This window comes from Paenibacillus antri, from assembly GCF_005765165.1.
GTDB lineage: Bacteria > Bacillota > Bacilli > Paenibacillales > YIM-B00363 > Paenibacillus_AE > Paenibacillus_AE antri.
The window spans coordinates 151,782-178,186 of sequence record NZ_VCIW01000016.1 but is presented as its reverse complement, the minus strand read 5'-3'; the positions used below and the strand labels follow the sequence as shown (position 1 = coordinate 178,186).

Below are 26,405 nucleotides of genomic sequence, written 5' to 3'. Positions count from 1 at the left end.
ACGATAAAGGTCAGTACTACCGACCCGGACAGTGGATACATGGTTCGCGACGGGAAGCCGGAGGGCTTCTTTTACCTCGATCATCGCACCGTAGATCACAAGTTCAATATTGTTACGGATGTACATGTTACCCCTGGCAACGTTCATGACTCGGTTCCTTATGTCGCTCGCTTAGAACGTCAGATCCAACGCTTTGGATTTCATAAACTTGAGGCTGTCGCACTGGACGCCGGTTACTTAACAGCACCAATCTGCAAAGAACTTCATGACCGTAAACTATTTGCGGTCATTGGTTACCGTGCTTATACGCCGGCTAAAGGCTTGTTTGCGAAGTGGCGTTTCAAATACGACCCGGAGAAGAATGTCTACATATGCCCCGAAAAACATAAGTTAGCGTACTCAACCACAGACCGTACGGGCTACAGATTGTACAAATCCGACAAACGGATTTGCAGTAACTGCCCAGTGCTCCAGCAATGTACTCGCTCACGAAACCACCAGAAAGTAATTACCCGACATGTTTGGGAAGACAGCAAGGAATGGATCCGGAAGAACCGATTGAGTCCTTCCGGAAAGTACTTATACCGATTGAGGTACCAAACAATTGAGCGAAGTTTCGCGGATGCCAAAGAGCTCCACGGACTTCGCTATTGCCGTTTCCGTGGGCTTGCGAACATAAACGAGCAAGCATTGATGACGGCCACCGTACAGAACATAAAAAAGATCGCTCTCTACCTGGCCAGAAAGGCAGGATGAGTAGGGTGATCTTTTTCAATACCTGAATCTAAACCAAAAGAAGAGAAAGCCTCCGAAAAACGCTGGCTTTCTCTACAGTCTGGCGAATTATTAGAGATTCGTTCTATTTGTTTTTCCATAGCTTTAATATTTGAATCTGTCTTAATAAAGTCTCGAAATAAATAAGATAATGTCGGAGCATCCTTCTTCTCGACCGTTCTTATTGTATAAATATTAATTCACCCCAAGGAGAATAAAATTTGCCCGATGAACTGCACCAATTCAATTTAGTTACGTTGGAACCTGATAAGGAATAAGAACCCATGTTGATTTACCTCAGCCCGATGCGTGAAAATGCGGTGTTATTGGAGGTCAGTATCTTCGTGGAGTAATCCCTCTAAGCTCTTTTATGAATTTGTAATATGTTTTCGTAGCATTTAATAAGTAATTTCGGTTCTCTTCAATTTCTTTTGTCAATTCAGTTGCTGCCAAATATGCAAAATCAAAATCTTCCTGTGAAATGCGATCTTGTTTTAAAGCTTCAATTAATTCATCCTCATCAAGAGTATAAGTTTCCCCACTGGGTAGTGCGACTACATCAAGAAATAAATCATCGCAATAGGGAATTCCCTCCACCGTGACGCCAACATTCTTGACTATATCAAAGTAGCCTTGGACCAGTTCCCCTTGGTCATCGAATGTCGAGGTCAAAACGTATTTCCCATTCTTGGGGAAATGTTGCAGCCAGACATATCCATTATCGACTATACAAAGCCTTTTGGATCCATAGGTAACCCATAATTGGTCTCTTACCTCATCCAATAGTAAATAACCCAAGCGCCCATGGAATGAGTCCTCATGAACTTCAATTCCTGTATACGATTTTTTAATTATTCTAGACCAATTCGGGCGATCAGCAAATTTCCTCTTCATCGGTTCCTCCCGCTCGCAATGATTTGCGATCATTTCAAGCAGCGTCTCTCGCATTCGCGAACTCCCGTATGGAGTTTTCGCAGCATCCGCTAACGTCTCTCGAATTCACGAATCCGTCAGTGTTGTCGCAACACTCACTTCCCCGGAACTCCTTCTGTTGTCTGAGGTTTTCAATGAGTTTTTAGGGTTTCCATCTGATTTTTTGTATGTTATTCTTTAAGTAACAAAGCCGAGTGCTGCGAACACTCGGCTATACAATTGGCTTGGATGGGTTGATCCCTTCCAGGTTTAGAAGCTCAAAAACCCACCTTTGGCCGCGAAACCTTGGGGTGGGTTTTTACTTTCTCTTGTAGTTATTCCCGATGTATGTTAAAAGTGCTAAGACAAATGTTGCGAATAGAATCATGATTGTTATCGCATCTTTCAACTCCATGGTTTCACCTCCTTTCGAAGGGAAACCATGCCCCACCCAAGATTCAATTGTACTTTATGATTATACCTCCACCAGCAAGACTCCGCTCCAAATCATCCGCAAGCCGAGCAGCACCATTGCAACTCGCATCACCCACAGCAGCGCGTTCCCGCTTAACCGATTCGCGATCGCGGCGCCCCAGCGGCCGCCGATCCAGGCGCCCGGCGCAAGAAACAATGCACTGAACCAGTCGATCTCGCCATAGAGCGTATGGCCGAGGCTTCCCGTGATCGAGCTCAAGAAGATGACGAACATTGAAGTGGCCGTGGCGAGATGCGCGGGGAAAGCGAAAAGCAAGATCATAAGCGGCACGAACAACGATCCCCCGCCGATGCCGAACAGGCCGGACACGAATCCGACGCTAAAGCCGACCGGGAGAGCCAACGATAGGTTGTAACCATAATGATGCGTAATACCGGCTGCATCCGTATAGGATCTACGGTATTTCCAGGAGATCGGCAACGGCTTCAGGCGGCTCTTCAGCAAAAGCAGAGCGGACACGAACAAAATAAAACAGCCGAAGCCGATCTGGAACGGTCCGGGCGCGATCAGTCCCGTGAACGAAGCGCCGAGTAACGCTGCGGGACCGCTGCTCGCGAAGAACAGCAAGCCGCTCCGCACGTCCACCTTCTTCTGCTTATGGAATGCGAGCGTCGACGACAGTGCGGTGAACACCAATACGACCATAGACGTTCCGACAGCCGATGCGGTGGAGATGCCCCGGTGCAGGAGAACAGGATCCAAATACAACAAGGCCGGGATGATGATAATGCCCCCGCCTAAGCCCACGATGCTGCCGAACGTCGACGCGAGGATGCCGATCGACAGTAATAAAAGAATCGTAATGATCATGGCAGCGGCAACCATTGAATGACGCGTTCGATGTTCCGATCCCAGTAGGACCACTCGTGATCTCCAGCTTCCTCGCGGTAAGTCAATTCGCAGCCGAGTCGCTCGGCGTGCGCACGAAACCGTATATTATCTCGATACAGGAAATCCTCCGTGCCGCAGCACTGGTACAGCTTCGGCAGCGTCGCGCCCTCTTCGACTCTCTTCCGCGCCAAGGCGAAGAGGTCGTCGTCGCTCCCGCGGATGCGGCTTCGTTTCCCGAAGATCAGCTTCATGTCCGCCTCGCGGATATCCCACATGCGATACACATCCAGCGCTCCAGACAAGCTCGCCGCCGCGGCGAACCGGTCGGGATGACGAAGCGCCAGCTTGAAGGCGCCGTAGCCGCCCATCGACAAGCCCGCGACGAAACGACCCTCCCTGCGTTCGGCGATCGGGAAGAACGATCGCGCCGTCTCCGGCAGCTCCTCGCTTACGAACGTCCAATAGTTCGGGCCGTACGCCATATCCGTATAATAGCTGCGATTGACGGCCGGCATGACGACCGCGAGTCCTCGCGCCTCGGCGTATCGTTCCACCGACGTGCGCCGAATCCACATCGAATGATCGTCCGAGTTGCCGTGCAGCAGGTAGAGCACCGGATGCCCTCCCTCAGGCGGCCGCCCTCGACGCTGCGGCAGGATCACGTTCATCGTCGCTTGCACGCCGAGCGATTCGGCGAAAAACTGGCATTGTAACAGTGCCATTGGAACCCTCTTTTCTCAGGAGTCTTGGCCGGCAGCGTCTTGTTTTCGAAAATCGTCCGTCAACACCCCCGAATATCCCCAATTCTCGTCCTCGATCTCTTGAATGACGATATGGGTGTGTTCCGGCTTCTTTCCCAACACGCGAACGAGCGTCTCCGTAAATTCCTTAACGACTTGAGCCTTTTGCTCGCGGGACGCCCCTCTCGTAATTTGCAGGTTGATATAAGGCATCGAAAACTCTCCTTAATCTCACAGGATTTTACAATAGTCTGCTCTCAATCTCGAAAATAGTCAATGCGCGTTCAGCGTTTTTTCAGGTCGTCTTCCATTCGCGCTCAGTTTCCTATGGTACAAAGTTATTTACAGGTCGTAAGTTGCGGAAAAGGCCGCTCCCAGAGCGGCCCCCTCCATTCCTATTCTACTTGCGTAATGTCGATCATCGGCAGCAGCCGTTCAAGCTCGGCCGGATCGATCCGGCCGGCTTCGCGGTGCAGCGCATTCGCGCAGGCGGCCGCGGCGGCGAGGCGAATGCGCTGCTCGAGCGGATCGCCCCGCAGCGTCCCGGCGGCCATGCCGGCGACGAACGCGTCGCCGCAGCCGACGGCGCTGACGACGCGCAGCGCCGGCACGCGCACGCGGTAGACGGCATCGCCGCAGCCGACGAGAGCGCCCGCCGCGCCGAGCGTGATCGCCGCGCAGCCGATGCCGCGCGCGCCGACGAGCTCGCGCGCGCAGGCGGCCAGCGCCGCCTCGTCCGTCGCCGGCTGCGACGACAGCGCCGCGACTTCGTGCTCGTTCGGCTTGACGAAGTCGGGCGCGGCGCGGACGCCGCCCGCGAGCAAGGCGCCGCTCGCATCGAGGAAAGCGAGCGCGCCCGCCTTGCGGACGATGCCGACAAGCCGCTCGTACGCATTCGCGGGAACGCCCGTTGGAGCGCTGCCGGAGAGGCAGACGATCGCGCTCCGCTCCGCGAGCGCCGCGACCTTCCGTTCGAGCGCGGCGAAATCCGCTTCCGTCGCGGACGGTCCGGGCTCGAGCAGCTCGGTCGACGCCCCGCCGTCGTGCAGGACGTTCAGGCACAGCCGCGACTCGCCCGCGACGTCGACGAAGTCGTGCGCGACGCCTTGGTCCGACAGCGCGGTGCGGATGTACGCGCCGTTGAACCCGGCGACGAAGCCGGTCGCGACGACGTCGCAGCCGAGCTGCCGCAGCGCGCGCGCGACGTTGATGCCCTTCCCGCCGGGGTAAGCGACCATCTCCGGAATCCGCGTAACGCGGCCGAGCGGGAGCGACGGAACCCGGTACGTCTTGTCGATCGCCGCATTCATCGTGACGGTGGCGATCCCCTTCATGGCCGCTCCCGCCTCTCGGCGGTCGAAGGCGATAGCAGCCGTTCGAGCTCCTCCGCCATCGCCCGGTAATGCATCGCGCCTTCGTACCGCCCGACGATGACGCCGTCCGCGTCGATCGCGAACGACGTCGGGTACGCGCGGACGCGGAACGCGCGCTTCGCTTCCCCGCTCGCGTCCGACACGGCAGGCATCGTAAACCCGCGCTCCGCGAGGTAACGTTCCCCTGCATCGGGGCGAGCTTCCGTCGTCGCCATGTTTACGGCGAGCACGGCGACGCCCCTCGCATCGAACGTTTCGTGCAGCCGCTGCAGCGAGGGCATCTCCGCCCGACACGGCGGACACCAGCTCGCCCAGAAGTTGACGAACACGGGACGTCCGCGATAAGCGGACAGCGGCGCGGTCGCGCCGTCCGGCAGCGTCAGCTCGACGTCCGGCGCGAGCTGACCGGCCGCGGATCCGACGCCGGCGGCCGATTCGCGCACCCGCGCCTCGTAGACGTCGGCCGCTTCCGCCGCGACGCCGAGCAGCAGCGCCGCCGCGACGACCCAGACGGCCGATTCGATCGCGGCTTTGCGAACCGTCGCCGCGCGGCGCCAAGCGTGCCGGACCGCGAACCAGACGCCGGTCGCGAGCGCGGCCGCCGCCGCGGTCGCGGGAGCGAACTCAGGCCGCCCGAGCGCCGCGTAGCCGAGCTGCATCGCGAACGCGCCCGACGCGGCGTATAAGACCAGCGCCGCCGCGCCCGACGCGAGCAGGCGCGGCGAGTCGCGCCACCGGAACGCCGCGTAGACGACGGCGATCCCGGTCGCCGCGTACCGCCCCGTCGTTCCGCCGTCGAGGTACAAGAGCGAAGACGGATGGGCGAGGACGCCTTGCGGATCGAGCCAGAGAAGGGACGTTTTCCAAACGAGAAGCCAGAGGATGCCGCCTCCGAGCAAGGCGGAACGGATGCGCTCCTTCGCCTCCTCGCCGATGCCGGACGCGCGGACGACCGCATATCCGCTCGCGCCGAACCACAGCAGCAAGAGCAACGGACCGTTCAGGCTTAGCGGCCCGAGTTGCAAAATAAACAAGGAAATCCCTCTCAATTCATAGCCTGATTTCTTCGATAATATGGTATAGTACTAATTATTGTTTAATGGCGATGTTTCGTCCCCGCATCAGCGAAAGGTCAGGGAATCGGATGGACATTACGAAGCTTTCCAAGCTCTATATCGATACAACCGACGATTTACTGTTTTTAGTGCGCGTGACCGGCGACTCGGCTCCTTACGAGTTCCGATTCGAATCCGTCAATGCCGCGTACTTGCGTCATACCGGCCTCACGGAGGCGATGATCGGCCGCACGATTGCGGAGACGCTGCCGCCTGACGTCGTCGACTTCGTGCAAGCCAAATTTACGGAGGCCGTCGCCTCCCGCCGCACCATTTTGTACGAAGAACCGGTCACGTTCCTCGGCAACGAACGCATCGTCGAGACGACGCTGACGCCGTTCTTCGACGCCGCCGCCGGCCGGCCGGAATCGCTGCTCGGCGTTACCCGCGACATTACGGAGCGCAAGCGATCCGAACGGTTCATCCGGGAAAGCGAGGAGCGGTACCGCACCCTCGTGCAGCTGTCCCCGGACTCGATTCTTATTCACGACGAAGGCGAGATCGTCTTCTGCAACGAAGCGTGCGCCCGACTCGTGCAAGCCGATCATCCGGACGAGCTGCTCGGCACGAACATGTTCGACTACTTGATGCCCGACGCCCAGCGCAAGATGGAATTGTTGATGCAGCGCATCTACGGCATGGAGTCCGGCGAACTGCCCGCGTTCGAGACGAAGCTCGTCCGGAGGAAAACCCGGGAAGTCATCGACGTCGAAGGCACCGCCGCGTTCGTCGAACACAACGGGAAGAAGCTGCTCCAAGTCGTGCTTCGGAACGTGACCAAGCGCAGCATCGAGAAGGAACGGCTTCAGCGGCTGTCGCAGCTGGACGGACTTACGAACATCGCGAACCGGCGATATTTCGACGCGGTGATGACCCGCGAAGTCAATCGCGCGAGGCGCAACAAGCTGCCGATCGCCCTGCTGTTGTTCGACATCGACAATTTCAAGAAATATAACGATATGTACGGCCACCTGACCGGGGACGACTGCTTGAAGCGCGTCACCGTGGCGGCGAGCCGAATGCTGAAGCGGCCGGGCGATCTGCTCGCGCGTTTCGGCGGCGAAGAATTCGCGGTGCTGCTGCCGGAGACGGACGTGTTCGGCGCCGAGACCGTGGCCGAGCAGCTTCGGACGACGATCGAATCGTTGGCCATACCCCATCCGCAATCGGACGTGCTGCCGGTCGTCACGATCAGCGTCGGCGTCTCCAGCATGACGCGCCCGACCTCGGCCGATATCGTCCCATTCATCGAACGGGCGGATCGGGCGCTGTATGCGGCGAAACGTAACGGCAAGAATCGCGTAGAAGTGTATGATAAGCTTTCGTTCCGTCATGAATAACCGAAACGCACGACTTCCTGAGGAGGCTTCCCGATTGCAAAAGTATAACTTTTTCCGCCCATTGATCATCTTGCTTGTCGCCTTCGCCACGAACAATCTTGCGAAGCTCGTCTGCGCCGCCTTCGGCGTCGATCCGGAGACGACGGAGAGCATCGCCATCGGCGCGATGGTGCTCGCGGCGCTGTTTACGTACACGCGCCTGAACCGGAACCGCGCGAACAAGAAGTAGCATTTACTTCGGCTCCAGACCGAGCCCGCGCGCGAGAAGCTTCCGAAGCGTCGAGGCGACGGCTTCCCCGCTCAACGCCTCTTCGTTGTGCGCCGGCGTGTAACAAGCGACGAACCCTCGGCCGAACGTATGCGACCAGCCTGCGATCGAATCCCCGTCCACGGAGGACGATCGCAGGAAGACGTTCGTATTCGCTTCGTCGCACGAGACGAAGTAATGCTCGTCATACAATTCATAAGCCGCTTCGTCCGCCGCCGTCGGAGAGTAACGCACCTGCTGATGTTGCGCCGGATGGAATTCGAAATATCCTCGAAGCATCTTCACGTAAGGCCCCTCAGGATCGTAACTCGCCAGACCGGAATGCCACGCGAGCCAGCTTCCTCCCGCTTCTACGTAATCCGACGCTTTCCGTTGCAGCGCTTCGCTCATCCAGCGCCGCGGTTCGTCCGCGTTCGGATCGACGCGATCCTCCTTGAACAAGACGACCATCCCGGGACCTTCTCCCAACGCCGCTTCGAATCCCGCTTCCTCGACGAACCGCAATTCTACGTCCTCCAGGCCCGCCGCGGCGAGGCGCAGCGCCGCTTCCGCCCACGACGCACGATGATAATAGTCTCCTACTAGGGCGATTACGGTTTTCTTCGTCATTCGTTTTTGCCGCCTTCCTCCCGCGAGGGAATTTTGCTGTTGAATTCTAGGACGTTGCCGTCCGGATCCGTCGTGAACAATTGGTGCCACCCCGTAATGCTCTGCGGGCGATCGTCGAACGGCCAATCGGCCGCCTCGAGCCGGGCTCTCACTTCCGAGGCGTCGCGCACGCGTACGGCGAAGTGGCCGTCTTTCGAATCGATCGAGAAGGCGCCTCGCAGCGTCTTGGCCTCGTCATGCACGATCAGATGCAGTTGATCCTCCCCGAGCGCATACCACGCGCCGGGGAACGGAAAGGCGGGACGGCCGTCCAATTCCTCGAGTCCGAGCACGCCGCCGTAGAATCGTCTGGCTCGTTCCAGATCGACGACGACGACCGCGACATGATGCAGCGCTTCATACATGGTTCGTTCCTCCCTCAGGTTCCGAGTGCAACGCTTCCATTGTAGCATACAACGTCCGACGAGACGTCCTCGCTCGCCATGTTCCGCTCCCCCGGTTGCAAGCTCCTTCGGAACATGCCAAACAACCCGCACCGCCGAACCGGCGAAACGGGTTGCTCCCAACCAACGTCATTGGCGCTCCGGAACGATCAACGAGAGCCCCCGCGGAACGAGCGTCAGCTCGGTAACCAACGGCTCGGCGGTTTCCCCGTCCACGTGGCAGGCCAGCGTTCGATCGCTCTTCAGACTCAGGCGCGCGCCGCGCAGCATCGTAACATACGGCAGCGAGACATGCGCGCCGCGATAAATGAGCGGGAAGTGGCGCAGCAGCCGCAGCCGCCCGAGGCCGTGCACGACGCACACGTCCATGACGCCGTCCGTCGCGGACGCGCCGGGACAAATATGCATCCCGCCGCCGAGATACGGCAAATTCGCCGCGACGACGAGCCAGACGTCATCGAAGTCGTACGATCGGCCGTCCAATGCGACGTTGACCCGCGCAGGACGATATGCGCCGAGCGCCGCCAGTACGATCAAACCGTAGGAGACGGCGCCCAGTCCGATCTTATTCATCCACCGCTTCCACGGAGAGCCGTTCGACCTCGCGGCCACTTCGCCGTCGAAGCCGGAACCGAACGAATTGACGAAGACGCGCCCGCCCGCGCGGCCGACGTCGATCTCGAGCCGATCCCCGCGCACGAGCGCCTCGACCGCCTCGCTCGGCTCCGAAGGCAGCCCCATAGCCCGCGCGAAATCGTTGCCCGAGCCGGCGCCGATATGCCCGAGCGCCACGTCGCTGCCGAGCAGCCCCGCCGCGACCTCGTTCACCGTGCCGTCGCCGCCGATCGCCGTGATCGAATCGTACGACCGATCCCGGACCATCCGCTGCGCGAGCGCCGTCGCGTGGCCGGACGCCTCCGTCCGAAAGACGTCGTACGGCACGCTTCTTGCCGAAAGCTCCCGTTCGACGGCGGACCAAACCTTCGCCCCTCGCCCGTTGCCGGAAGCGGCGTTCACGATAAACCCAAGCCTTGCCATGAGCAGCGTTCCTCCGTGCGTCCGCGCGTCAGACGAGAATATTGATGTCGAAATCTCCGATCCGCTCGACCGATAACGGGATGCTGACGGCCTTCTTGCCCCAATCGATCGCGCCGTCGCCGACGAGGCTCGGCGGCGTAATGTCGACGGCGATGCCGTTGTGATACAGTATCGTGCTGGCATTGCCGCTGATCATATTGCCCAGCTCCGCTACGGCGCTCCGGCACATGTCGTCGAGCTCCGTGACCGCATATCCTCCGAGCATCGTCGAGACGATATTCATCGCCATCGTGTCGGGGAAGCCGAACAAGATCTCCTTCTCCATCTGGCCGTGGATGCGGATTTTAAGCCATACGTAATCTTCCGTATATCGCATTTGCTTTAGCTGTAATTTGCCCACGGTGGGCTTCACTTGAACGATCGTCTCGAATACTTGTATCGAAGAAGTCAAGAACGGGTTAATGAGTTCGGCCTGCATGAAGATCTCCCCCTCTTTGTCCATTTTCGCAACAAAAAAACGCCCGAATCGCCGGGCGTTCATTCGAGAACGAACGAAACGTCTCCGCAATTTCGGCAACCCAGCTGCCTTAGCTCAGCCTTAGGCCTGTGGCTTTGCGCCCCTACCTTTCGGAAGGTTTGCCTTTTCGATTTAGAAGACTAGTAATATGGGCTTATTCTACCATACAGGTCATACTTTGGCACTATAATAATTTAGTTTGCTTACATTTCCCATTTTATTTGTCGATCAGCTGCACGTCGACGTCGACGAACAGCCGCTGGTTCGGCGTTCCGCGGTAAATCCCCTTCACCGGCACGATATCGAGATAATCGCGGCCGTGACCGAGCTTGATATATCGGCCGTCGACGCGGTTATTGTTCGTCGGGTCGAACCCGAGCCAGCCGGTGCCCGGAATATACGCCTCCACCCATGCATGGGACGCCTGCTCGAAATCGGCGGCGCGCGTCTGCAGATCGCCGATGAAGTGGTACCCGCTCGCGTATCGCGCCGGAATGCCCGATAATCGGCATGCGGCGATCATCAAATGCGCGAAGTCTTGACAGACGCCGGCTCGCCCCTCGAGCAGCTCCGCGGGCGTTGTGCCGATGCGGGTCGCGTTCGGCCGATACTCGAACTCCTCGTAAATCCTGGAGACGAGCTCCATCGTCTGCTCGTAGACGCCCGCGCCAGGCCGCCCGCACGACGCCGCGAACGCGGCCACGTCGTCGTTCGCCTCCGTGTAAGGCGTCGGGATCAAATATTCGGCGTACTTGTTCTGCACGGCGTCGTCCGCGAGCGTCGCCCAATCCTCTTCGGGCGTCAACACTCGCTTGCGCACCCCGTCGTTATCGTGCGTGACGACCGTCGATTCGGACCGAATGACGAGCTCCCGATGCGAGTTATTGACGGTGAACGCATGGATCCGGTTGCCGAAGCCGTCCTCGTAGGTAAGGAGCGGCGCGTTCGGCTCGATCGCGACGGAGTGGTGGTAACAGGATTGCCGATAGTTCGTACGCGGAGCGAGTCGGATTTCATTGACACTGTCCGTGACCGGCTCGTCGTATCGGTACGTGGTGACGTGACAAATTTTGAACTTCATGCGCCCGCCCCCTGCTCCTCGCGAAAGAACGCATTCCCGATCAAGCCTCCGAGCCCGTGGATGACCGTCATGCAATGCACCAGGTTGTCGTGAAGGGAGGCTTCTCCGCCATCGGTTCCTTCCAGCCACGAAAGCTCCGCTCTCGCCTTGACGACGAGCCGGATCGCTTTATCGTACGCCGCGTCGGAGCTTTCGAGATTGCGGAGCGAGCGAAGCTGCCCTTCCAGTTCACCGAGGCCGAATTGCACCGAACGGGGAAACTTCTCGTTGAGGATGAGCAGAGAGACGACGTTTTCCACTGAAAAGAGATCCATATGGAGGCGCCGGAACACGTCCGCGCCGCCGATCGCCCGCACCGCGGAAAACAAGTAAAACTGCGTCTTCTTCGGGTCCTCCAGAATCGAGTGATAGACCGAATCGAACAGCCTTGCCGTATTTTCCGCCCGCTCGAGAAACCGTCCGCTCTCCATCATATGCCAGTGACGGTCCCGCATCATCGTATGATGCGCCGCGCCGTAGAACGCGCCGAGCCATTCCTTCACGCGCTTCAGGAACAAGAACGGCGAATCGAGCAGCAGTTCGTCCGTCTCGTTGCTCTTGAGCCAGAGCGCGAAGCCGTTCAGGATATCCCACAGCTCCTCCGGCAGCCGGTCGCGGATCGCTTTGAGATTCGAACGCGCCTGATGGACGCAGGATTGGATCGAATTCATATGATTCGGATCCAGAATCATGTAGTGCAACACTTCGCGTTCGCCGTACGTGCGATACACCGTTTCGAACACCGCCGGGTCGCCCAGCGCCTGTACGATGCGGATCCACAGCCGCTCGCCCGAAGACGTCTCCTCCCGGATGTGATAGAACGCGTCGATCAAGCGAGCGTGGTTTTCCGCCCGCTCGGTGTACCGCCCGATCCAGAACAACGATTCCGCAATGCGATTCATCATCGCCGCCGCCCCCATTCCGATATATTGGAAAACGTTACGTCCCCAGCACCCATGTGTCTTTCACGCCGCCCCCTTGCGAGGAGTTGACGACGAGCGAACCTTCCTTCATGGCGACCCGCGTCAACCCGCCGGGGATGACGTGCGTCTCTCGGCCCGACAGCACGAACGCCCGAAGATCGATATGGCGCGGGACGAAGCCGCCGTCCCGATAAATCGGCGCCGTGGACAGCTTGATCGTAGGCTGCGCGATGTAATTCGACGGATTCTCTCGAATCTTGACCGCGAACGACGCGATCTCCTCGTCCGTGGCGGTCGGACCGATCAGCATGCCGTAGCCGCCGGAGAGCGACGTCTCCTTCACGACCATCTCGCCGAGCCGCGAGAGCACGAACTCCCGCTCGTCGGGTCTCGAGAGCAGATACGTAGGTACGTTCGACAGAATCGGCTCCTCGTTCAAATAATATTTGATCATGTCGGGAACGAACGTGTAGATCGCCTTGTCGTCCGCCACGCCGGTGCCCGGCGCGTTCGCGATCGCGACGTTGCCCGCGCGGTACGCGTTCATGACGCCGGCTACGCCGAGCAGCGAGTCGGGTCGGAAGGCGAGCGGATCGAGGAAGTCGTCGTCGATCCGCCGATAGATGACGTCGATGCGGCGCAGCCCCGACCGGGTTCGCATGTAGATCTTATGGTCCATGCATACCAAATCTCGGCCTTCGACGAGCTCGATGCCCATCTGCTGGGCTAAATACGTATGTTCGAAATAAGCGGAGTTATAGCTGCCCGGCGTAAGCAGCGCGATCGTCGGGTTCGCACGATCCGAGGGGGACATACGCTTCAGCGCGGCGAGGAAATGATTCAAGCTGTGGTCGACCTCTTCGATCGGATGCGAGAAGTACAGCTCGCGGAACAGCCGCTTCATGATCGAACGCGAGGTGAAGAGGTAGGAGTAGCCTGAAGGCGAACGCAGGTTGTCTTCGAGCACGAAATAATTACCTTGCTCGTCGCGGATCAGGTCGATGCCGGCGCAGGTCGTATAGATGCCGTTCGGCACCTGCAGGCGCATCATCTCCGGACGAAAATACCGGTTCGCGACGATGAGCTTGCGGGGAATGATTCCGTCGTGCAAGATATGCTGCTCGTGATACACGTCGGCCAGGAAGCAGTTCAGCGCCTTCGTGCGCTGCACGAGTCCGCGCTCGAGCTCCCGCCACTCCGCGTTCGGGATAATGCGGGGGATCAGATCGAACGGGATCGTCCGCTCGAGCGGATCCGCTTGACCGGGGTCGTAGAGCGTATAGGTGATCCCTTCTTCGAGCATGCGATCGTTCATCGCGGCTTGCCGGCGCGCCACGATTTCCGGCGTCATGCGCTCGAACGTTCGGCAGACCTCCTCGTAATGCGGCCTGACCCGCCCCCCGGCGTCGTGCATCTCGTCGTAATATGCAGCTGTCGCCGCCGCGAACGGCAACCCGGACTGCGATTGCGATAGGTTCATGCGAACGGCCTCCTCTACTGTATAATGTCATCTACTTTCATATTAATAACAGTAAATGTTATTGTAAATGACATTATTAGAGGAATTTTCAATAATATATTACACACACCTTACGTCAATTAGGATAAATCCGGTTGGTTGCGCTTTCCTCGTCGCGACGCGATGGCGTCGGCCGCCTTTACGATGCCGAGCAGCGCGAAGATCATCAGCAGCGCCACCGCCTCGAGCTCGAGAATGTACCAAGGCCACGGCGCCAATGCGTCGAGCAGCGAGCCCGTCGACGGCTTTCGCGCAAGGAACATGAAATTTTCGCCCGTGATCGCGTTCGCGATGCCCGCGGGGACGGCGAGCGCGTTCAACCAGAGCAGCGATCGGAGCGCGGAATGCCAGGTCGGTCGGATCCCGTCCACCGCGGTAAGAAATACGCCGGCGCTGACGATGCCGATATGCGCGAGGAAGAAGTGAAAGTAACGGAAGTCGGGAAAGCCTACGGTCAAGTACGGCGTCGCCAGCGCTTGCAGCGCGCCTAAGATGCCGAGGAAGAACGAAATCTCTACTAACGTCCGCTTTCGTGTCAACAAAGCGAACACGGAAAACCACAACGTCATTGTGCACAGCTGGAACGGCAGCGCGTAGAGCCCCCAAGCGTCCGTTATCGTATACCAGGAGTATAGCGCTGCCTCCGAGGCGGCGAGCAAGCCGGCAAGCCCGTACCGCGCGATACGGTTGGCCGTCGGACGGCGCAGCGCGGCGCGGAAGCCGACGATCGCCGCTACCGCCAGCGCCGCCGCGAGCAGACCCGCTCCGTGCGCCGCGGAAAATAAGACGAACGGTTCCCTCATGTCCCGACCCTCCCTTCTTCGTTCGGAATCAGTAGCGCTTGCCTTGCGCGCCGAGCCGATTGATCGCCGGCGGACGGCCGTTCAGCACCATCTCCAGGTTGCTCAGGAAAATATCGACCGCTCTCTCCGCGTACCGCTCGGTCGACCCGGCCGTATGCGGCGTCACGATGACGTTATTCATCGCCCAGAGCGGATGATCCGCCGGCAGCGGCTCTTCCTCGAAGACGTCGAGCCCCGCTCCGGCGATTCGCCCGGCGTTCAAAGCGTCGATCAGCGCTTCGGTGTCGACGACGCTGCCGCGTCCGACGTTCACGAAGTACGCCGTCTCCTTCATCGCCGCGAACGCGCGGGCGTCGAACAGATGCTTCGACTCGGACGTCGACGGTACGACGGCGACGACGTAATCGCAGGCCGGCAGCATGTCGAGCAACCGTTCGACCGCGAACATCTCGTCGACGGCGGGCGACGGCGCCCCCGACCGGCGCACGCCGAGCACGCGCATGCCGAACGCCGCCTTCGCGATGCGCGCCGTCTCTTCCCCGATCGCGCCGACGCCGACGATGCCGATCGTCTTGCCGTGCATCTCGGATTTGAGGCCGGCGTGGTCCCATTTTCGATGCTGTTGGTTGCGAATGTATGCGTCGATCTTGCGCGTGAAGGCGAGCAGCATCGCGAACACGGTTTCGGAGATCGGATACGCGTGCACGCCGTTCGCGCTCGTCAGCTCGATCCCTCGCTCCAGGTAGCGATCGATTTCCAGATGATCCATGCCGGCGCTCCAGCTTTGCAGCCATCTTACGCGGGACGACTCGGACAACACGACCGACTCGAGCCCGTCCCGCCAACCGACGACGATCTCGGCGTTCCGGACCGCGTCGTCCGTCGCCTCCCCTCCCGCCAGCACGGTCCAGCCCGGAGCCGCTTCGCGAATCCGGTTCAACTCGGGCGCCTTCAATTTCGGAATGATCGCGATCGTTCTGGTCATTCTCGTATCCTCCTTCGTTTTAAGCCTGTCATTGAAATAAAAATCCCCTGGGCGAAGACGCCCAAGGGATCACCCGTCAAATTGTTACGTCCAGCACCTTCCCGAGATTCGGATGCGGCGCCGCCTGAGGCTGCGCTCCGGCGAAGTCGGCCAACAATTGCGACGCCTGCTGCTTGGCCAAATCCTTCACCTTGCCGTACATCGCGTACGACACGTCTCGCTTCAAGATCGCGGTATCGAGCGAGATTTCCATACGGATTCATCCTCCTTGGTTTCATCGCCTCTATTATATCCGACCGCAAACTGGGAATCAATGCCTATTCGTCCGACCGGCCGCGAACTAGACTCGAGAAGGTTTACCGCGCTAACCTTCCCTCTGGTATAATAGACCCATTCTGACTAATTAAGAGAAACCAGGTGAATGTATGCAAGCTCCTCCCGGCGCGATCCCAAGGACCCAAGCCCCCCCGAAGAAGCGCAAGAATCGCCGAACGCTTCGCAAGCGGATCGTCCGCAATATGAACTATTCTTCGCTGATCAATTTATTTCTGTTCGCTTGCGTCCTCCTCCTGCTGGTTACAGGCGTCTTGCGGCCGATCAGCTATTCGCTGTCGGAGTATTTCGCGAAGTCGATTCAGAAGGACCTCTCCTCTCCGATCACGCTGCAATATTTCGGCGTCGAACGACTGTCGGAGCTCGACCCCCGGGACCCCGCGGTGAACGCTTGGATCACGGAACGCGTCGAAGAAGTGACCAAATACGAGCAGTTCTCGCTTATGGTGGAGATCGAGATGGAAGACGGCCGCTTCGAGAGCGCGCCGAAGCCGGAGGACGCCGTTTACGTCGAGCTTCGACTCGGGGACGCCGTTCCTTATTCCAACATCCCCCCGATGGCGTTATTGGGAGAAGGCCCGTTCCGGGAGCTCGTGGAGTATTACAAGACCGAGACGGTCCTTCCGCTCGTCGACGAGGCGACGGGCGCTCCGATCGGTTCGATCATGGTCGGCATCAATCCGAAAATTCCGGTGGCTATTACGTTCTTGCTCGGCTTCGCGATGCTCGTCCTGTGCATCGTCGCGCTCATGCTCACGAAGCTGATCGCGAGGCTCCTTACCGTACCGCTCATCGCGCCGATCACGCAGCTGGAGCATAAGGTCAAGGCGATCGCCGAAGGCGACTTCGAATCGACGATGGACGCCAAGATCGAGTTGAAACGGCCGCTTCGCGAGATCGAGTCGTTGATGGATTCGACCAATCTCATTATGGAAAATATGCAGCGTTACGCGGAGCAGCTCCAACTGCAGAAGACGACCGTGGAGGAGCAGAACGACGAGCTGGAAGCGCAGAACGACGAGCTCGTCCAATCGAAGCGCCGACTGCAAGAAGCCCAGCGCCTCCTCACCGCTCGGGAGCGCAGCGTCCGGAGCTTGCTCGACAACGCGAAACAAGGCTTCCTGACGTTCGGACCGGAGCTGCTCGTCGACGAGGAATACAGCCGCGAATGCGCGCGTCTGTACGGCGGACCGATCGCCGGCCTCTCGTTCCCGGACATGCTCGCGCAGGGCGACGAGGAGCAGCGGCTATTCATCGAGCGGCTGCTGCGCAAGCTGTTCGACGAACGGGACGCCGCGCGGCGGCAGGTGCTGCTCCCGCTCCTCCCGGAAGAGACGCGGATCGGTTCGATCGACGTGCAGATCGAATACGCGATGATCGCGGATCGCGGCAATGACGGCGAGCACTCGGAACGCTGCATGGTCATGTTAACCGACATCACCGAGAAGCGTCAGCTGCAAAACCGGATGGAACAAGAACGCAACACGCTGCAGACGGTCGTCAAGGTCGTCGTGGATTACAACGGCTATTCGTCGCTCGCGCGTTCCTTCTCCGAATGGGCCGCGGCGCCGTTCGACGAGGCGTGTCCCCCCGCCGGGATGAAGTCGGCGCTGTTCGATCTGTTTCGCGCCGTCCATACGTTCAAGGGCAGCTTCGCGCAGATCGGCATGTCGCGTCTCGCGGCGCGGCTGCACGGCGTCGAATCGCTCGTCTCCGCTTGGAGCAAGCATCCGGAGCCGCCGACGCCCGCGGAGGCGCTAGAGATGCTGAACGAGCTGCGAATGAGCGAGTGGCTGCAGGAGGAGCACGAGGTGCTGCGAAGCGTGCTCGGCGACTCGTTCTTCGATCAAGATCAAGTTCTCCTCGTCGACCGCGCAAAGCTACTGGAAATCGAGCGCAAGATGATGGCGACGCTGTCCCCGGCGGATTGCAGCTTGCTGCTGCCGGAGCTCCGGAAGATCCGGTACAAGCCGTTCCGCGAGCTGCTGTCGTCTTATCCGGAATACGTCGTAGGCCTTGGGGAGCGATTCGACAAGATGATCGAGCCGTTCGACGTCGAAGGCGGCGATTTCCTCGTCGACGGCGACGCGTACCTGCCGCTCGCCCGATCGCTCGTGCACGTATTCCGCAACGCCGTCGACCATGGGCTGGAAGGGCCCGATGAACGCGTCGCTGCCGGGAAGCCGGAGGAAGGGACGATTCGGTGCTCGGTGTCGCTGCAGGACGACACGATCCAGGTGCGCATCCGAGACGACGGCCGCGGCGTCGACGTAGAGAAGCTGAAGCGGAAGGCGCTCGAGCAAGGCGTCCTCCCGGCGGAAGCGATCGAAGCGCTCTCCCCTGCGGAAGCGATGCAGCTGGCGTTTCTCGGCGAGCTGTCGTCCAAGGACGAGGTGACGGAGTGGTCCGGACGGGGCGTCGGCCTCTCCTCCCTCCGTTACGAGGCGGAGCGGCTCGGCGGAACGGTGTCCGTCGCGTCGACGCCGGGCGCCGGCACCGCCTTCACCGTCACGCTGCCGTACGACGCCCTCGGGGGCATGCCGGTAGTTACGCCCTCCTCCCTGCTCCTCCCGATCGCCGAAACGGCGGCGAGCTTCTTCCGGGAAAACGCGGACCTCGACTTCCGTCCGAACGGCGACGTACGGTCCGAGACGGGAGGCAAGATGGCGCTGCTTAACTTCTCGACGTTCATGTCGGTCCAAGGCGTCTGCAACGGCATGTTCGTCCTGACGATGGACGAGTCGACGGCGAATACGTTGACGCGGCGGCTGGCGTACGGCGAGCTGACGCCCGAGGAGACGCGGCTGTATATGGAGGACACGCTCGCCGAGGCGGCGAATATCGTCTTGGGCAACTCGCTGAAGCGAATGGACGAGCTTGAAACCTACCTATCGATCGACCCGCCGATCACCGTCTTTACGGAAGGCGCTTCGATGAAGGTGGCGGAGTCGGAGATATGGACGATCGAGCTCGGCGGCGCTTCGGGCGCGATCGCGATCGGTTTTATCAAAATGTGATTCGGAAAAGGACGGGACTCTCGATATGGCAACGGTATTGATCGTAGACGATTCGATTTTAATGCGTCGCAATTTGAAGATGATGCTGACGGAGGCGGGACACGAGGTCGTAGCCGAGGCGTCGAACGGCATCGAGGCTTATAAGGAGTACGTTAAGACGATGCCGGACATCGTCACGATGGACATCACGATGCCGGTCATGAGCGGCATCGACGCGGTGAAGAAGATCATCGCCTCGTATCCGGACGCGAATATCGTCATGATCAGCGCGCTCGACCAGCGCAGCATGGTGTTCGACGCGATCCAGAACGGGGCGAAGCACTACATCCTGAAGCCGATTACGGCGGAGAAGGTGCTGCACACGATTAACGAGGTGCTTCACCAAGTATCGGCGGAGGACGAAACCGCCGCCTCGGCCGCGTCCTCCGGCGTCGCCGGCGCCGGGAACGCGGCTCCTCCGTTCGAGATCGCCAATAAGAACGGCGTCTTCATCGTTACGCTGCGCGCGTCGATCGGCGGCGAGCAGCTCGACGCCCTCGGCGGCGCGATCGCCGGCTTCCAGTTCATTAAGCCGCTCAAAGTCGTGTTCCACTTCGACGAAGCCGAAGGCATCGCCGACGAAGCGCTCGTCCGCATCGCGGGGTACGCGAAACAAGTGCTCCAGGCCGGAGGCACCTCGAAGACGGTGTCGACCGGGAAGCTGCTCAACGCGCGGTTGAAGTCATTGGACGAATCGCTGTTCGCCACGATTTACACCGACCTGTCGCAGATCGTCATATGAGCGGCGAACGCGGCGACGAGGCATACCGCCGGTTCGTGCCTCACGAGTTGCTTACTTACCTAAATAAGGGATCGTTCGGCGAGCTGCGGCACGACGACCATGTGCGGCTCGAGATGACCGTGCTGTTTACGGACATCCGCGCGTTCACGACGTTGTCCGAACGATGGAAACCGGAGGAAACCCTCCGGTTTTTGAATTCGTACTTATCTCGCATGGAACCGAGCGTGGAAGCGTTCGGCGGCTTCATCGACAAGTTCATCGGCGACTCGATCATGGCGTTGTTCGGCGAAAGCGCGGACGACGCCGTCAAGTCGGCCTTGCATATGCTCGGCGCCTTGCGCGAGTACAACCTCGGCCGGCTGCGTGCCGGCTATGAACCGATCCGCATCGGCCTCGGCCTGAACAGCGGCCCCCTCCTGCTCGGCATCGTCGGCGGCGAGCGGCGGCTGCAGGGCACGGTCATCGGCGACGCGGTGAACGTCGCTTCCCGGGTGGAAAACTTGAATAAGGCGTACGGGACGACGCTGCTGCTCACCGGCAACACCGTCGACCGGCTCGCCGATCCGTCCGCGTACGCGATGCGGCAGATCGACGCCGTCCAAGTGCGCGGGCGCCAGCGCGTCGAACGCATCTTCGAGCTGTTCGAGGCGGACGCGCCGGACATCTTCGAGAGGAAGCTGCGAACTAGGGAACGGTTCGAGGAAGCGCGAGGCTTATTCGAGCGGGGCGCGTATACGGAGGCGAAGCGCGCGTTCCGCGACGTATACGCAGCGAATCGGTACGATCTCGTGAGCCGCGCGTACGTCGATCGCTGCGACCGCCCGCCGATCGAGCGGATCGAAGCGCCGCTCGTCTATCCGAACGTCGGCGACAAGCTGGAACGCGGCGAACGCCGGCTGACCGAATGGATCGACGCCGCGCTATCCCCCGTTCCGTCCGCCGCGCGTTCGGCGTCCTTCGGACCGGACGCCGGAACGCCGGCCCTGCTCGAGCGGTTGGTCGAGGCGGCGCGCATCTACTTCGCGTATCATCTCGGCTTGCGCCTCCCGGAGGACGCTTGGAGGAACGCCGTTCCGACCTGGTCCCCTTCCGCTCCGTTGCTCGATTTGACGGCATGCGTCATCCTCGAAGGCGCGATGGACGGCGGGCTGCTGTTGAGCGTGGAGGTGGACGGCGGACTCCGGCTTCTGCATCGGATGAGCTTCGAAGGCTGGAGCGCCGAGGAGGAGATGCCGCTGCTTCTGGATGCCCTCGGCGAAGCGCTCAACATCGTCGCCGGCAACAGCCTGCGCATGTTTCATCAGTACGCCGACTTCGTCACGATCGAACCGCCCGTCGCGATGCGCACCTTCCGCCGCGAGCTTCGTCCGCCCGAGGGCGTCTGGTCCGTCGCGCTGCCGTTCGGGGAGGCGCGGATCCGAAGGATGGCCGTCGCTTGATCGACTTGCGAGTATACGAAGCCCGATAGGAGGAATGCGTCTTGAAGCTGAAGATCGGCGTGTTGGATCAATCGCCGCTCTTGGAAGGAGTCGACGCGTCGGAAGCGCTCCGCCAGACGATCCGGCTCGCCAAGCGGGCCGAGGCGCTCGGATTCGAACGGTATTGGGTCGCGGAGCATCACGACACCCCCGGCCTCGCCGGCTCCGCGCCGGAGGTGCTGATCGCCGCGATCGCGGCGAACACGGCGCGCATCCGCGTCGGCTCGGGCGGCGTGCTGCTGCCGCACTACAGCCCGTATAAGGTCGCCGAGCAATTCCGCGTCCTCGAAGCGTTGTACCCCGGCCGCATCGACCTCGGACTCGGACGAGCGCCGGGCGGCATGCCGCTCGCCTCGAAGGCGCTGCGGTACGGTCGAACGAAAATCATGGACGACCGGCTGCCGGATGCGCTGCTTGAGCTCTACGGTTACTTGCACGACCGCCTTCCCGAAGGACACGAGCTCCAAGGGCTTCAGGCAACGCCGGTCGTCCCGACCGCCCCCGAGCTGTGGCTGCTCGGCTCGAGCGTCGTCAGCGCGGAGATCGCCGCGAAGCTCGGCGGGGCGTTCGTCTTCGCCCATTTCATCAACGGCGACGACGGCGCGCAGGTCGTCCGGGATTACCGCGACGCTTTCCGCCCCGGCCCGCTCGGCGACGCTCCGCGCGTTATCGTCGCGGTACACGTCGTCTGCGCCGAGCGCGACGAAGACGCCGAGGCGTACGCGACGGCGTTGGATTTGCGGTTTCTGCTGTTCGAGCAAGGTCAGTTCGGACGACCGTTCCCGACCCCCGAGGAAGTGCGCGACTATCCGTATTCCGAGTGGGATCGGATGCGGATCGTGGAAAATCGCAAGCGAATGCTGGTCGGCGGCCCCGAAGCGATCCGCGGGAAGCTCGCGGCGTTCGCGGACGCGTACGGCGTCGACGAGCTGCTCGTCGTCACGTACGCGCCGACGTACGAGGCGCGCTTGCGCTCCTACGAGCTGCTCGCCGAGTCGACGATCGGTTCGTAATTAAAAATCCCCTGTCCGGCATGCGGACAGGGGATTCGTCGCGATCGAATCGAATCAATCGGAGTGAGCTTCGTCCTTCACTTCGCTGCGGAACTTCTCGATCGCCGCTTGACGGCGTTCGTTTTTCGCGAGAAGCGTCTCCTTTTCGGAAACGGGAATCTCGTCCGCGAACTCCTCCAAGTAATCCTCGGTGTCGTGTTGTTTCTTCAGCGTATTCTGAATCGCTTCCTGCAGATGTGGCACGTTATCTTCCCGGTTATCCGGCTTCGCCATGTCGCCTATCCCCCCTTTCCCCAGCGAGGTTAGTATGCGTAAGGAAGGAACTGCTTCATACAAATAGATGCGCCAAGCGGAGTCGGGATGTCGAAACTCGCGCCGCAGCGCCAAGCCGTTCGCTTCGGCGTCCTCGATGGGCAGCGCGGAGAGGACGTACCGCCCTCCGAGCGCGCGGAACGCGTCGACGTCCCACTCGAAGTTTCGAATCTTTTTCTTCGAGTTCGCCTTATAATCGTACTTCTTCCCCAATTCGTCGACGAACACGTAACAACGCCCGCCCCACGTATCGAAATACTCGCGAAGCTTCTCGTTCTTCTCGAGTTCCCGCGCGATGATGCGCCGAAAGGCATGCTTGTAGGCGAGCGGATAGAAATTATTATAGGTATCCAGGGTGTAAAAGCCGTTGAATTGGGCGATCGCCGGATGAATTCCGATGCTGACGACCCGGTAGCTCGACGGAGGCTCGCCGATATAGTCCCGGATGTCCCGAAACTGCGCTTCGGCGTAAAATTCGCGGAACGACGGCCGTTTGCGGTATACGATTTCTTCGTTGAACGCGCCGAGCAGGACCGCTTGGCAGACCAGCCCGGCGCATACCAGCACCCGCCCCCTTCTGCCGCCGAGGCGCCAGAACAACGAACAAGCGAGAGCGAAGCAAACATAGACGACGAGAGGACGCAGAAAATGAAACCGGGCGAAGTTAAACGTATTGAGCAAGTCCCAACGCTCTTTCAACGGCTGCCACCCGACGTAAAACCAAAACGCGTACCAAATCGACAACGCGGCGTTCAACGCCAGCAGCGGCAGCAGCCATCTTCCGTCGACGCCGGATCGCCAGGACCGACGGCCCGCCGCGAGCAGCGCGGCGACGTACGTCATCGGCAAGACGATCGCCGTATGAAGCGTATGCGCATGGTGATGCCCAAGGAGGAAGTTTTTCGCGGCAAGCCGCACGCACCGCCAGAACGGGAGCTTCGAGGAAACGAACTCGTCGCGGCTCGTCGGCGCCTCCGACAGCACGAGCGATAACACGAGCCGGTACTCGACGCATAAGTAGAGCGCCGTCGTCAGCGCGATCGCCGCCAGAAACCGCGGATTCCATCGCCTCCGGACGACGGCCTCCCACAGCCACCACGCGAACATCGCCGCAAGAAAGAAGAAGAAGCCGAGCACGAAGCTCGAATACAGCGGCAGCGCAGCGAGCGCGCCCCAGTGCCGCAGCTTCGCCGTTCCGCCGCGAATATGCAATAACGCCCACAGCGCCAGCGGCTGTCCTAGCGTGCTCAGCATCCCCGAAGGCCAGAAAGGCGTCAATGCGAACGCGAGCGACACCCCGATTCGAATCCAAGCGGCATCGTCGTTCCGGAGCGCGAAATCCCTAAGCAGCAAGTACATGCCTATGAAAGCGATGACGCGCACGAGCGTCTGGCTGATCGCATAAGCAAGCATGGGCGGGAACGCCGCGTGCAGCGCGACGAGCAGGCTGAATTCCGTGCCGAAGGCGTTCCGCGGCAAGCCGTTCATAATTTGCGGGATGACGGCATCATGCGCCCCGAACCATTGTCCGCTCCGGATCAATACCCGGTACCACGCGATATTCGAATCCAAATTGTCGTGCACGCGCAGATGCGCCCGTTCCCCGAGCAGGAACAGCGGCGCGACGTATGCCGCCAATGCGGCCGCTGCCGCCCACAGCCCCGGGTGAATTCGGTTTCTTCTTCGTTGCACGCCGTTCCCTCCCCTTCCTTCGTTCCGCTTACATAGTATTCCAAAGTAAAAACGGAATATTTTCGGAACGGGAAGGTAACGATAACGTCTGTCATTTTCCAATTTTCGGGGGGAGCGCCATTGTCCAACAGGAACGCTTTTCTTTATGCAGGCCTATTCGCGATATGGTTGAAATCGTATTTGGTGCAGCGGTTCGCCTTCTCCCTGCCGGTCTCCGGCTGGAAGCAAGAACTTATGATGTTGGTTCATCCGATCGCTTCCGTACTCGCGATCGCGCTCGTCTGCATGGTCGCGCTGCGCGGCCGCCTTCGCTTCGGCATCGTCGCCGCCGCGTTCGCGACGTCGACGCTCCTGTTCGCCGACTTGGTCTTTTACCGGTTCTTCAACGATTTCCTTACGCTCCCGGTCCTGCTTCTGTCGGAGCATATGAACGATCTGTGGGAGAGCGTATACGAACTGCTTCAGCCCGCCGACGTTCTCGTCTTCGCGGACGGCTTCGCGCTTACGGCGTTGGCGTGCCGACTCCGCCCGAAGCTCGTGCCATGGTCCAGGCTGAAGGTGATTTCGGCCTTCGCCCTCATGGGCGCGACGCTCTCGGCCAATTACTCGATGGCCGAGAGCGTCCGGCCGGAACTGCTTTCGCGGGCGTTCGACCGGCAAATCATGGTGCGCAGCATCGGAGCGTACAATTACCACCTGTACGACGCGGTCGTCAGCGCGCGTACGGGGTCGCGGAAAGCGTTGGCGCGCGAGCCCGATTTCACGGAGGCGTCGCGCTTCTTCGAGACGCTTCCGCCGGACGGCGTCGACCCCGCGACCTTCGGGTTGGCCCGCGGCCGCAATGTGTTTTTGATCTCCCTCGAGTCGCTGCAGAGCTTCATGCTCGATCGCCGCATCGAAGGTCGAGAAGTGACCCCGTTCTTGAACCGCCTGCGCCGGGAGAGCTTCTCGTTCGAAAATTTCTATCACCAGACGGCGCAAGGCAAGACGTCGGATGCGGAGTTTCTAATCGATACGTCGCTGTATCCGCTGCCGACCGGGGCGGTGTTCTTTACGCATGCCCAGAACGAATACCATACGTTGCCGAAGACGCTGAAGGAGCACGGCTTTACGCCCGTCGCGTTCCACGCGAACGGACCGTCGTTCTGGAATCGCGGGCGCATGTACGATACGCTCGGGTACGAGCGGTTTTATTCGGTTGACGATTTCGCCGTCGACGAGAGCAATCGGATCGGGTGGGGACTGAGCGACGCTTCGTTCTTCCGACAGAGCGTTACGATGGCGAGGGGGCTGCCGGAGCCGTTCTTCGCCAAGCTCATCACGCTAACGAATCACTATCCGTTCGAGCTCGACGAGGCGAACCGGCTCGTGCCTGAATATACGTCGAAGTCGCGAACGTTGAATCGGTATATCCCTACGGTGCGGTATTTGGATTCGGCGGTGGAGGCTTTCTTCGAAGCGGTGAAACGGGAGGGGTTGTACGAACGTTCGATGTTCGTGCTGTACGGGGATCATTACGGCATTTCGTCGAAGCATGACAAGTCGATGGCCCACCTTCTCGGGAAGGAGCGAATCACGCCGTTCGATACGATCCAGCTGCAGCGCGTGCCGCTGATCATCCATATTCCCGGCGTCGACGGGCGCGTCATGCCGACGGTTTCCGGCCAGATCGACTTGTATCCGACGCTGCTGCATCTGCTCGGCATCGTCCCGTCGGATCGGTTCTATTTCGGAAGAGATTTGTTCGCGAGAGGCCGCCCCGAATTCGTCGTCTTCCGGGACGGAAGCTTCGCGACGGACAAGCTCGTGTTCACGAAGAACGCATGCTACGACAAGTCGACCGGCGAGGCCGTCGACGCGGCGACGTGCGAACCGTTCAAGCGGACGGCGATCGATCGGCTGACGACGTCCGACGCGATCGTATACGGCGACCTGTTCCGATTCGATGCCGAACCCGCCCGGAAGCTGTAGCC

25 protein-coding genes, 2 pseudogenes and 1 riboswitch are annotated in these 26,405 nt (G+C 60.2%); of the genes and pseudogenes, 8 read left to right on the top strand and 19 right to left on the bottom strand.

Annotated features, from left to right (window positions below; genetic code table 11):
- On the top strand, positions 1-756 hold a 756-nt coding region (locus FE782_RS21775; protein ID WP_158299499.1), incomplete at its 5' end, for a transposase.
- A 351-nt stretch (positions 757-1,107) separates the two neighbouring features.
- On the opposite strand, the gene FE782_RS21770 is transcribed toward FE782_RS21775, so the two are convergent.
- The 7 genes from FE782_RS21770 to FE782_RS21745 all read right to left on the bottom strand — a co-directional run bounded on the left by FE782_RS21770 (position 1,108) and on the right by FE782_RS21745 (position 6,160).
- Positions 1,108-1,722, bottom strand: a complete 615-nt coding sequence (locus FE782_RS21770) for a ribonuclease FAU-1 family protein (protein WP_138196446.1) — start codon at positions 1,720-1,722, stop codon at positions 1,108-1,110.
- 283 nt (positions 1,723-2,005) lie between these two features.
- A complete protein-coding gene (locus FE782_RS32975) occupies positions 2,006-2,101 on the bottom strand; it encodes a putative holin-like toxin (RefSeq protein ID WP_338016909.1) in 96 nt (31 codons plus the stop codon).
- A 60-nt stretch (positions 2,102-2,161) separates the two neighbouring features.
- Positions 2,162-2,992, bottom strand: a complete 831-nt coding sequence (locus tag FE782_RS21765) for a sulfite exporter TauE/SafE family protein (RefSeq protein ID WP_202914581.1) — start codon at positions 2,990-2,992, stop codon at positions 2,162-2,164.
- Positions 2,989-3,735, bottom strand: a complete 747-nt coding sequence (locus FE782_RS21760) for an alpha/beta hydrolase (protein WP_138196445.1) — start codon at positions 3,733-3,735, stop codon at positions 2,989-2,991. The genes FE782_RS21765 and FE782_RS21760 overlap by 4 nt, the downstream gene beginning before the upstream one ends.
- A gap of 15 nt (positions 3,736-3,750) precedes the next feature.
- Entirely contained in the window at positions 3,751-3,966 is a 216-nt protein-coding gene (locus tag FE782_RS21755) for a tautomerase family protein (RefSeq protein ID WP_138196444.1), read from the bottom strand.
- Positions 3,967-4,148: 182 nt separating this feature from the next.
- On the bottom strand, positions 4,149-5,087 hold the full coding sequence (locus tag FE782_RS21750) for a 1-phosphofructokinase family hexose kinase (protein ID WP_138196443.1): 939 nt from the start codon (positions 5,085-5,087) through the stop codon (positions 4,149-4,151).
- Positions 5,084-6,160 (bottom strand): TlpA family protein disulfide reductase, encoded by a 1,077-nt coding sequence (locus FE782_RS21745; RefSeq protein ID WP_138196442.1) that lies wholly within the window; start codon positions 6,158-6,160, stop codon positions 5,084-5,086. The genes FE782_RS21750 and FE782_RS21745 overlap by 4 nt, the downstream gene beginning before the upstream one ends.
- 110 nt (positions 6,161-6,270) lie before the next feature.
- Here FE782_RS21745 and FE782_RS21740 point away from each other — a divergent pair, with 110 nt between their 5' ends.
- Positions 6,271-7,581, top strand: coding sequence for a sensor domain-containing diguanylate cyclase (locus FE782_RS21740; RefSeq protein WP_158299498.1), 1,311 nt, complete (start codon positions 6,271-6,273; stop codon positions 7,579-7,581).
- 34 nt (positions 7,582-7,615) lie between these two features.
- A complete protein-coding gene (locus FE782_RS21735) occupies positions 7,616-7,810 on the top strand; it encodes a hypothetical protein (RefSeq protein WP_138196440.1) in 195 nt (64 codons plus the stop codon).
- Positions 7,811-7,813: 3 nt separating this feature from the next.
- Here the strand turns inward: FE782_RS21735 and FE782_RS21730 are convergent, their stop codons facing one another.
- From FE782_RS21730 to FE782_RS21685, 10 genes are all read right to left on the bottom strand, one after another.
- Positions 7,814-8,458, bottom strand: coding sequence for a ThuA domain-containing protein (locus tag FE782_RS21730; RefSeq protein WP_138196439.1), 645 nt, complete (start codon positions 8,456-8,458; stop codon positions 7,814-7,816).
- On the bottom strand, positions 8,455-8,862 hold the full coding sequence (locus FE782_RS21725; protein ID WP_138196438.1) for a VOC family protein: 408 nt from the start codon (positions 8,860-8,862) through the stop codon (positions 8,455-8,457). The genes FE782_RS21730 and FE782_RS21725 overlap by 4 nt, the downstream gene beginning before the upstream one ends.
- A 168-nt stretch (positions 8,863-9,030) precedes the next feature.
- Positions 9,031-9,939: a diacylglycerol/lipid kinase family protein gene (locus tag FE782_RS21720; RefSeq protein WP_138196437.1), complete on the bottom strand. Its 909-nt coding sequence runs from the start codon at positions 9,937-9,939 to the stop codon at positions 9,031-9,033.
- A 28-nt stretch (positions 9,940-9,967) separates the two neighbouring features.
- Entirely contained in the window at positions 9,968-10,417 is a 450-nt protein-coding gene (locus tag FE782_RS21715; protein ID WP_138196436.1) for a chemotaxis protein CheX, read from the bottom strand.
- 91 nt (positions 10,418-10,508) lie between these two features.
- Positions 10,509-10,590: riboswitch (cyclic di-GMP riboswitch) on the bottom strand.
- An 83-nt stretch (positions 10,591-10,673) separates the two neighbouring features.
- Positions 10,674-11,537 (bottom strand): transglutaminase family protein, encoded by an 864-nt coding sequence (locus FE782_RS21710; RefSeq protein WP_138196435.1) that lies wholly within the window; start codon positions 11,535-11,537, stop codon positions 10,674-10,676.
- Positions 11,534-12,481: an alpha-E domain-containing protein gene (locus tag FE782_RS21705; RefSeq protein ID WP_158299497.1), complete on the bottom strand. Its 948-nt coding sequence runs from the start codon at positions 12,479-12,481 to the stop codon at positions 11,534-11,536. The genes FE782_RS21710 and FE782_RS21705 overlap by 4 nt, the downstream gene beginning before the upstream one ends.
- Before the next feature lie 34 nt (positions 12,482-12,515).
- Positions 12,516-13,979 carry a circularly permuted type 2 ATP-grasp protein gene (locus tag FE782_RS21700; RefSeq protein WP_138196433.1) on the bottom strand — a complete coding sequence of 488 codons (1,464 nt, stop codon included), beginning with the start codon at positions 13,977-13,979 and terminating at the stop codon, positions 12,516-12,518.
- 119 nt (positions 13,980-14,098) lie between these two features.
- A complete protein-coding gene (locus FE782_RS21695; protein ID WP_138196432.1) occupies positions 14,099-14,821 on the bottom strand; it encodes a YwaF family protein in 723 nt (240 codons plus the stop codon).
- A gap of 28 nt (positions 14,822-14,849) precedes the next feature.
- Positions 14,850-15,806, bottom strand: a complete 957-nt coding sequence (locus FE782_RS21690; protein WP_138196431.1) for a D-2-hydroxyacid dehydrogenase — start codon at positions 15,804-15,806, stop codon at positions 14,850-14,852.
- Positions 15,807-15,882: 76 nt separating this feature from the next.
- Entirely contained in the window at positions 15,883-16,059 is a 177-nt protein-coding gene (locus tag FE782_RS21685) for a YjfB family protein (RefSeq protein WP_138196430.1), read from the bottom strand.
- Positions 16,060-16,324: 265 nt separating this feature from the next.
- Between FE782_RS21685 and FE782_RS21680 the strand changes: the two genes are divergently transcribed.
- The 4 genes and pseudogenes from FE782_RS21680 (at position 16,325) to FE782_RS21665 (ending at position 22,428) form a co-directional block, all read left to right on the top strand.
- Positions 16,325-19,156 (top strand): ATP-binding protein, encoded by a 2,832-nt coding sequence (locus FE782_RS21680; RefSeq protein WP_138196429.1) that lies wholly within the window; start codon positions 16,325-16,327, stop codon positions 19,154-19,156.
- Positions 19,157-19,181: 25 nt separating this feature from the next.
- Positions 19,182-19,535: pseudogene (locus FE782_RS33460) on the top strand (response regulator); the annotation flags it as partial.
- Between the two features lie 398 nt (positions 19,536-19,933).
- Complete coding sequence (locus tag FE782_RS21670; protein ID WP_138196427.1) at positions 19,934-21,376, top strand: adenylate/guanylate cyclase domain-containing protein; 1,443 nt, start codon at positions 19,934-19,936, stop codon at positions 21,374-21,376.
- 41 nt (positions 21,377-21,417) lie between these two features.
- Complete coding sequence (locus FE782_RS21665; protein WP_138196426.1) at positions 21,418-22,428, top strand: LLM class flavin-dependent oxidoreductase; 1,011 nt, start codon at positions 21,418-21,420, stop codon at positions 22,426-22,428.
- A gap of 54 nt (positions 22,429-22,482) precedes the next feature.
- Here FE782_RS21665 and tlp read toward each other — a convergent pair whose 3' ends face one another.
- Positions 22,483-22,701 carry a small acid-soluble spore protein Tlp gene (tlp, locus tag FE782_RS33420; protein ID WP_439116450.1) on the bottom strand — a complete coding sequence of 73 codons (219 nt, stop codon included), beginning with the start codon at positions 22,699-22,701 and terminating at the stop codon, positions 22,483-22,485.
- A gap of 45 nt (positions 22,702-22,746) precedes the next feature.
- Positions 22,747-24,411, bottom strand: a pseudogene (locus tag FE782_RS21660) (DUF6044 family protein); the annotation flags it as partial.
- 141 nt (positions 24,412-24,552) lie between these two features.
- Here FE782_RS21660 and FE782_RS21655 point away from each other — a divergent pair.
- Entirely contained in the window at positions 24,553-26,403 is a 1,851-nt protein-coding gene (locus FE782_RS21655) for an LTA synthase family protein (protein WP_238392600.1), read from the top strand.
- The last annotated feature ends 2 nt before the right edge of the window (positions 26,404-26,405 follow it).

Excerpts from the sequence above, each read along its gene's own strand:
- FE782_RS21715 (WP_138196436.1), bottom strand. The coding sequence starts at position 10,417 with ATGCAGGCCGAACTCATTAACCCGTTCTTGACTTCTTCGATACAAGTA.
- FE782_RS21730 (WP_138196439.1), bottom strand. The coding sequence starts at position 8,458 with ATGACGAAGAAAACCGTAATCGCCCTAGTAGGAGACTATTATCATCGT.
- FE782_RS21720 (WP_138196437.1), bottom strand. The coding sequence starts at position 9,939 with ATGGCAAGGCTTGGGTTTATCGTGAACGCCGCTTCCGGCAACGGGCGA.
- FE782_RS21710 (WP_138196435.1), bottom strand. The coding sequence starts at position 11,537 with ATGAAGTTCAAAATTTGTCACGTCACCACGTACCGATACGACGAGCCG.
- FE782_RS21760 (WP_138196445.1), bottom strand. The coding sequence starts at position 3,735 with ATGGCACTGTTACAATGCCAGTTTTTCGCCGAATCGCTCGGCGTGCAA.
- FE782_RS21700 (WP_138196433.1), bottom strand. The coding sequence starts at position 13,979 with ATGAACCTATCGCAATCGCAGTCCGGGTTGCCGTTCGCGGCGGCGACA.
- FE782_RS21770 (WP_138196446.1), bottom strand. The coding sequence starts at position 1,722 with ATGCGAGAGACGCTGCTTGAAATGATCGCAAATCATTGCGAGCGGGAG.
- FE782_RS21690 (WP_138196431.1), bottom strand. The coding sequence starts at position 15,806 with ATGACCAGAACGATCGCGATCATTCCGAAATTGAAGGCGCCCGAGTTG.
- FE782_RS21765 (WP_202914581.1), bottom strand. The coding sequence starts at position 2,992 with ATGATCATTACGATTCTTTTATTACTGTCGATCGGCATCCTCGCGTCG.
- FE782_RS21705 (WP_158299497.1), bottom strand. The coding sequence starts at position 12,481 with ATGATGAATCGCATTGCGGAATCGTTGTTCTGGATCGGGCGGTACACC.
- FE782_RS21680 (WP_138196429.1), top strand. The coding sequence starts at position 16,325 with ATGAACTATTCTTCGCTGATCAATTTATTTCTGTTCGCTTGCGTCCTC.
- tlp (WP_439116450.1), bottom strand. The coding sequence starts at position 22,701 with ATGGCGAAGCCGGATAACCGGGAAGATAACGTGCCACATCTGCAGGAA.
- FE782_RS21695 (WP_138196432.1), bottom strand. The coding sequence starts at position 14,821 with ATGAGGGAACCGTTCGTCTTATTTTCCGCGGCGCACGGAGCGGGTCTG.
- FE782_RS21750 (WP_138196443.1), bottom strand. The coding sequence starts at position 5,087 with ATGAAGGGGATCGCCACCGTCACGATGAATGCGGCGATCGACAAGACG.
- FE782_RS21670 (WP_138196427.1), top strand. The coding sequence starts at position 19,934 with ATGAGCGGCGAACGCGGCGACGAGGCATACCGCCGGTTCGTGCCTCAC.
- FE782_RS21725 (WP_138196438.1), bottom strand. The coding sequence starts at position 8,862 with ATGTATGAAGCGCTGCATCATGTCGCGGTCGTCGTCGTCGATCTGGAA.
- FE782_RS21755 (WP_138196444.1), bottom strand. The coding sequence starts at position 3,966 with ATGCCTTATATCAACCTGCAAATTACGAGAGGGGCGTCCCGCGAGCAA.
- FE782_RS21740 (WP_158299498.1), top strand. The coding sequence starts at position 6,271 with ATGGACATTACGAAGCTTTCCAAGCTCTATATCGATACAACCGACGAT.
- FE782_RS32975 (WP_338016909.1), bottom strand. The coding sequence starts at position 2,101 with ATGGAGTTGAAAGATGCGATAACAATCATGATTCTATTCGCAACATTT.
- FE782_RS21685 (WP_138196430.1), bottom strand. The coding sequence starts at position 16,059 with ATGGAAATCTCGCTCGATACCGCGATCTTGAAGCGAGACGTGTCGTAC.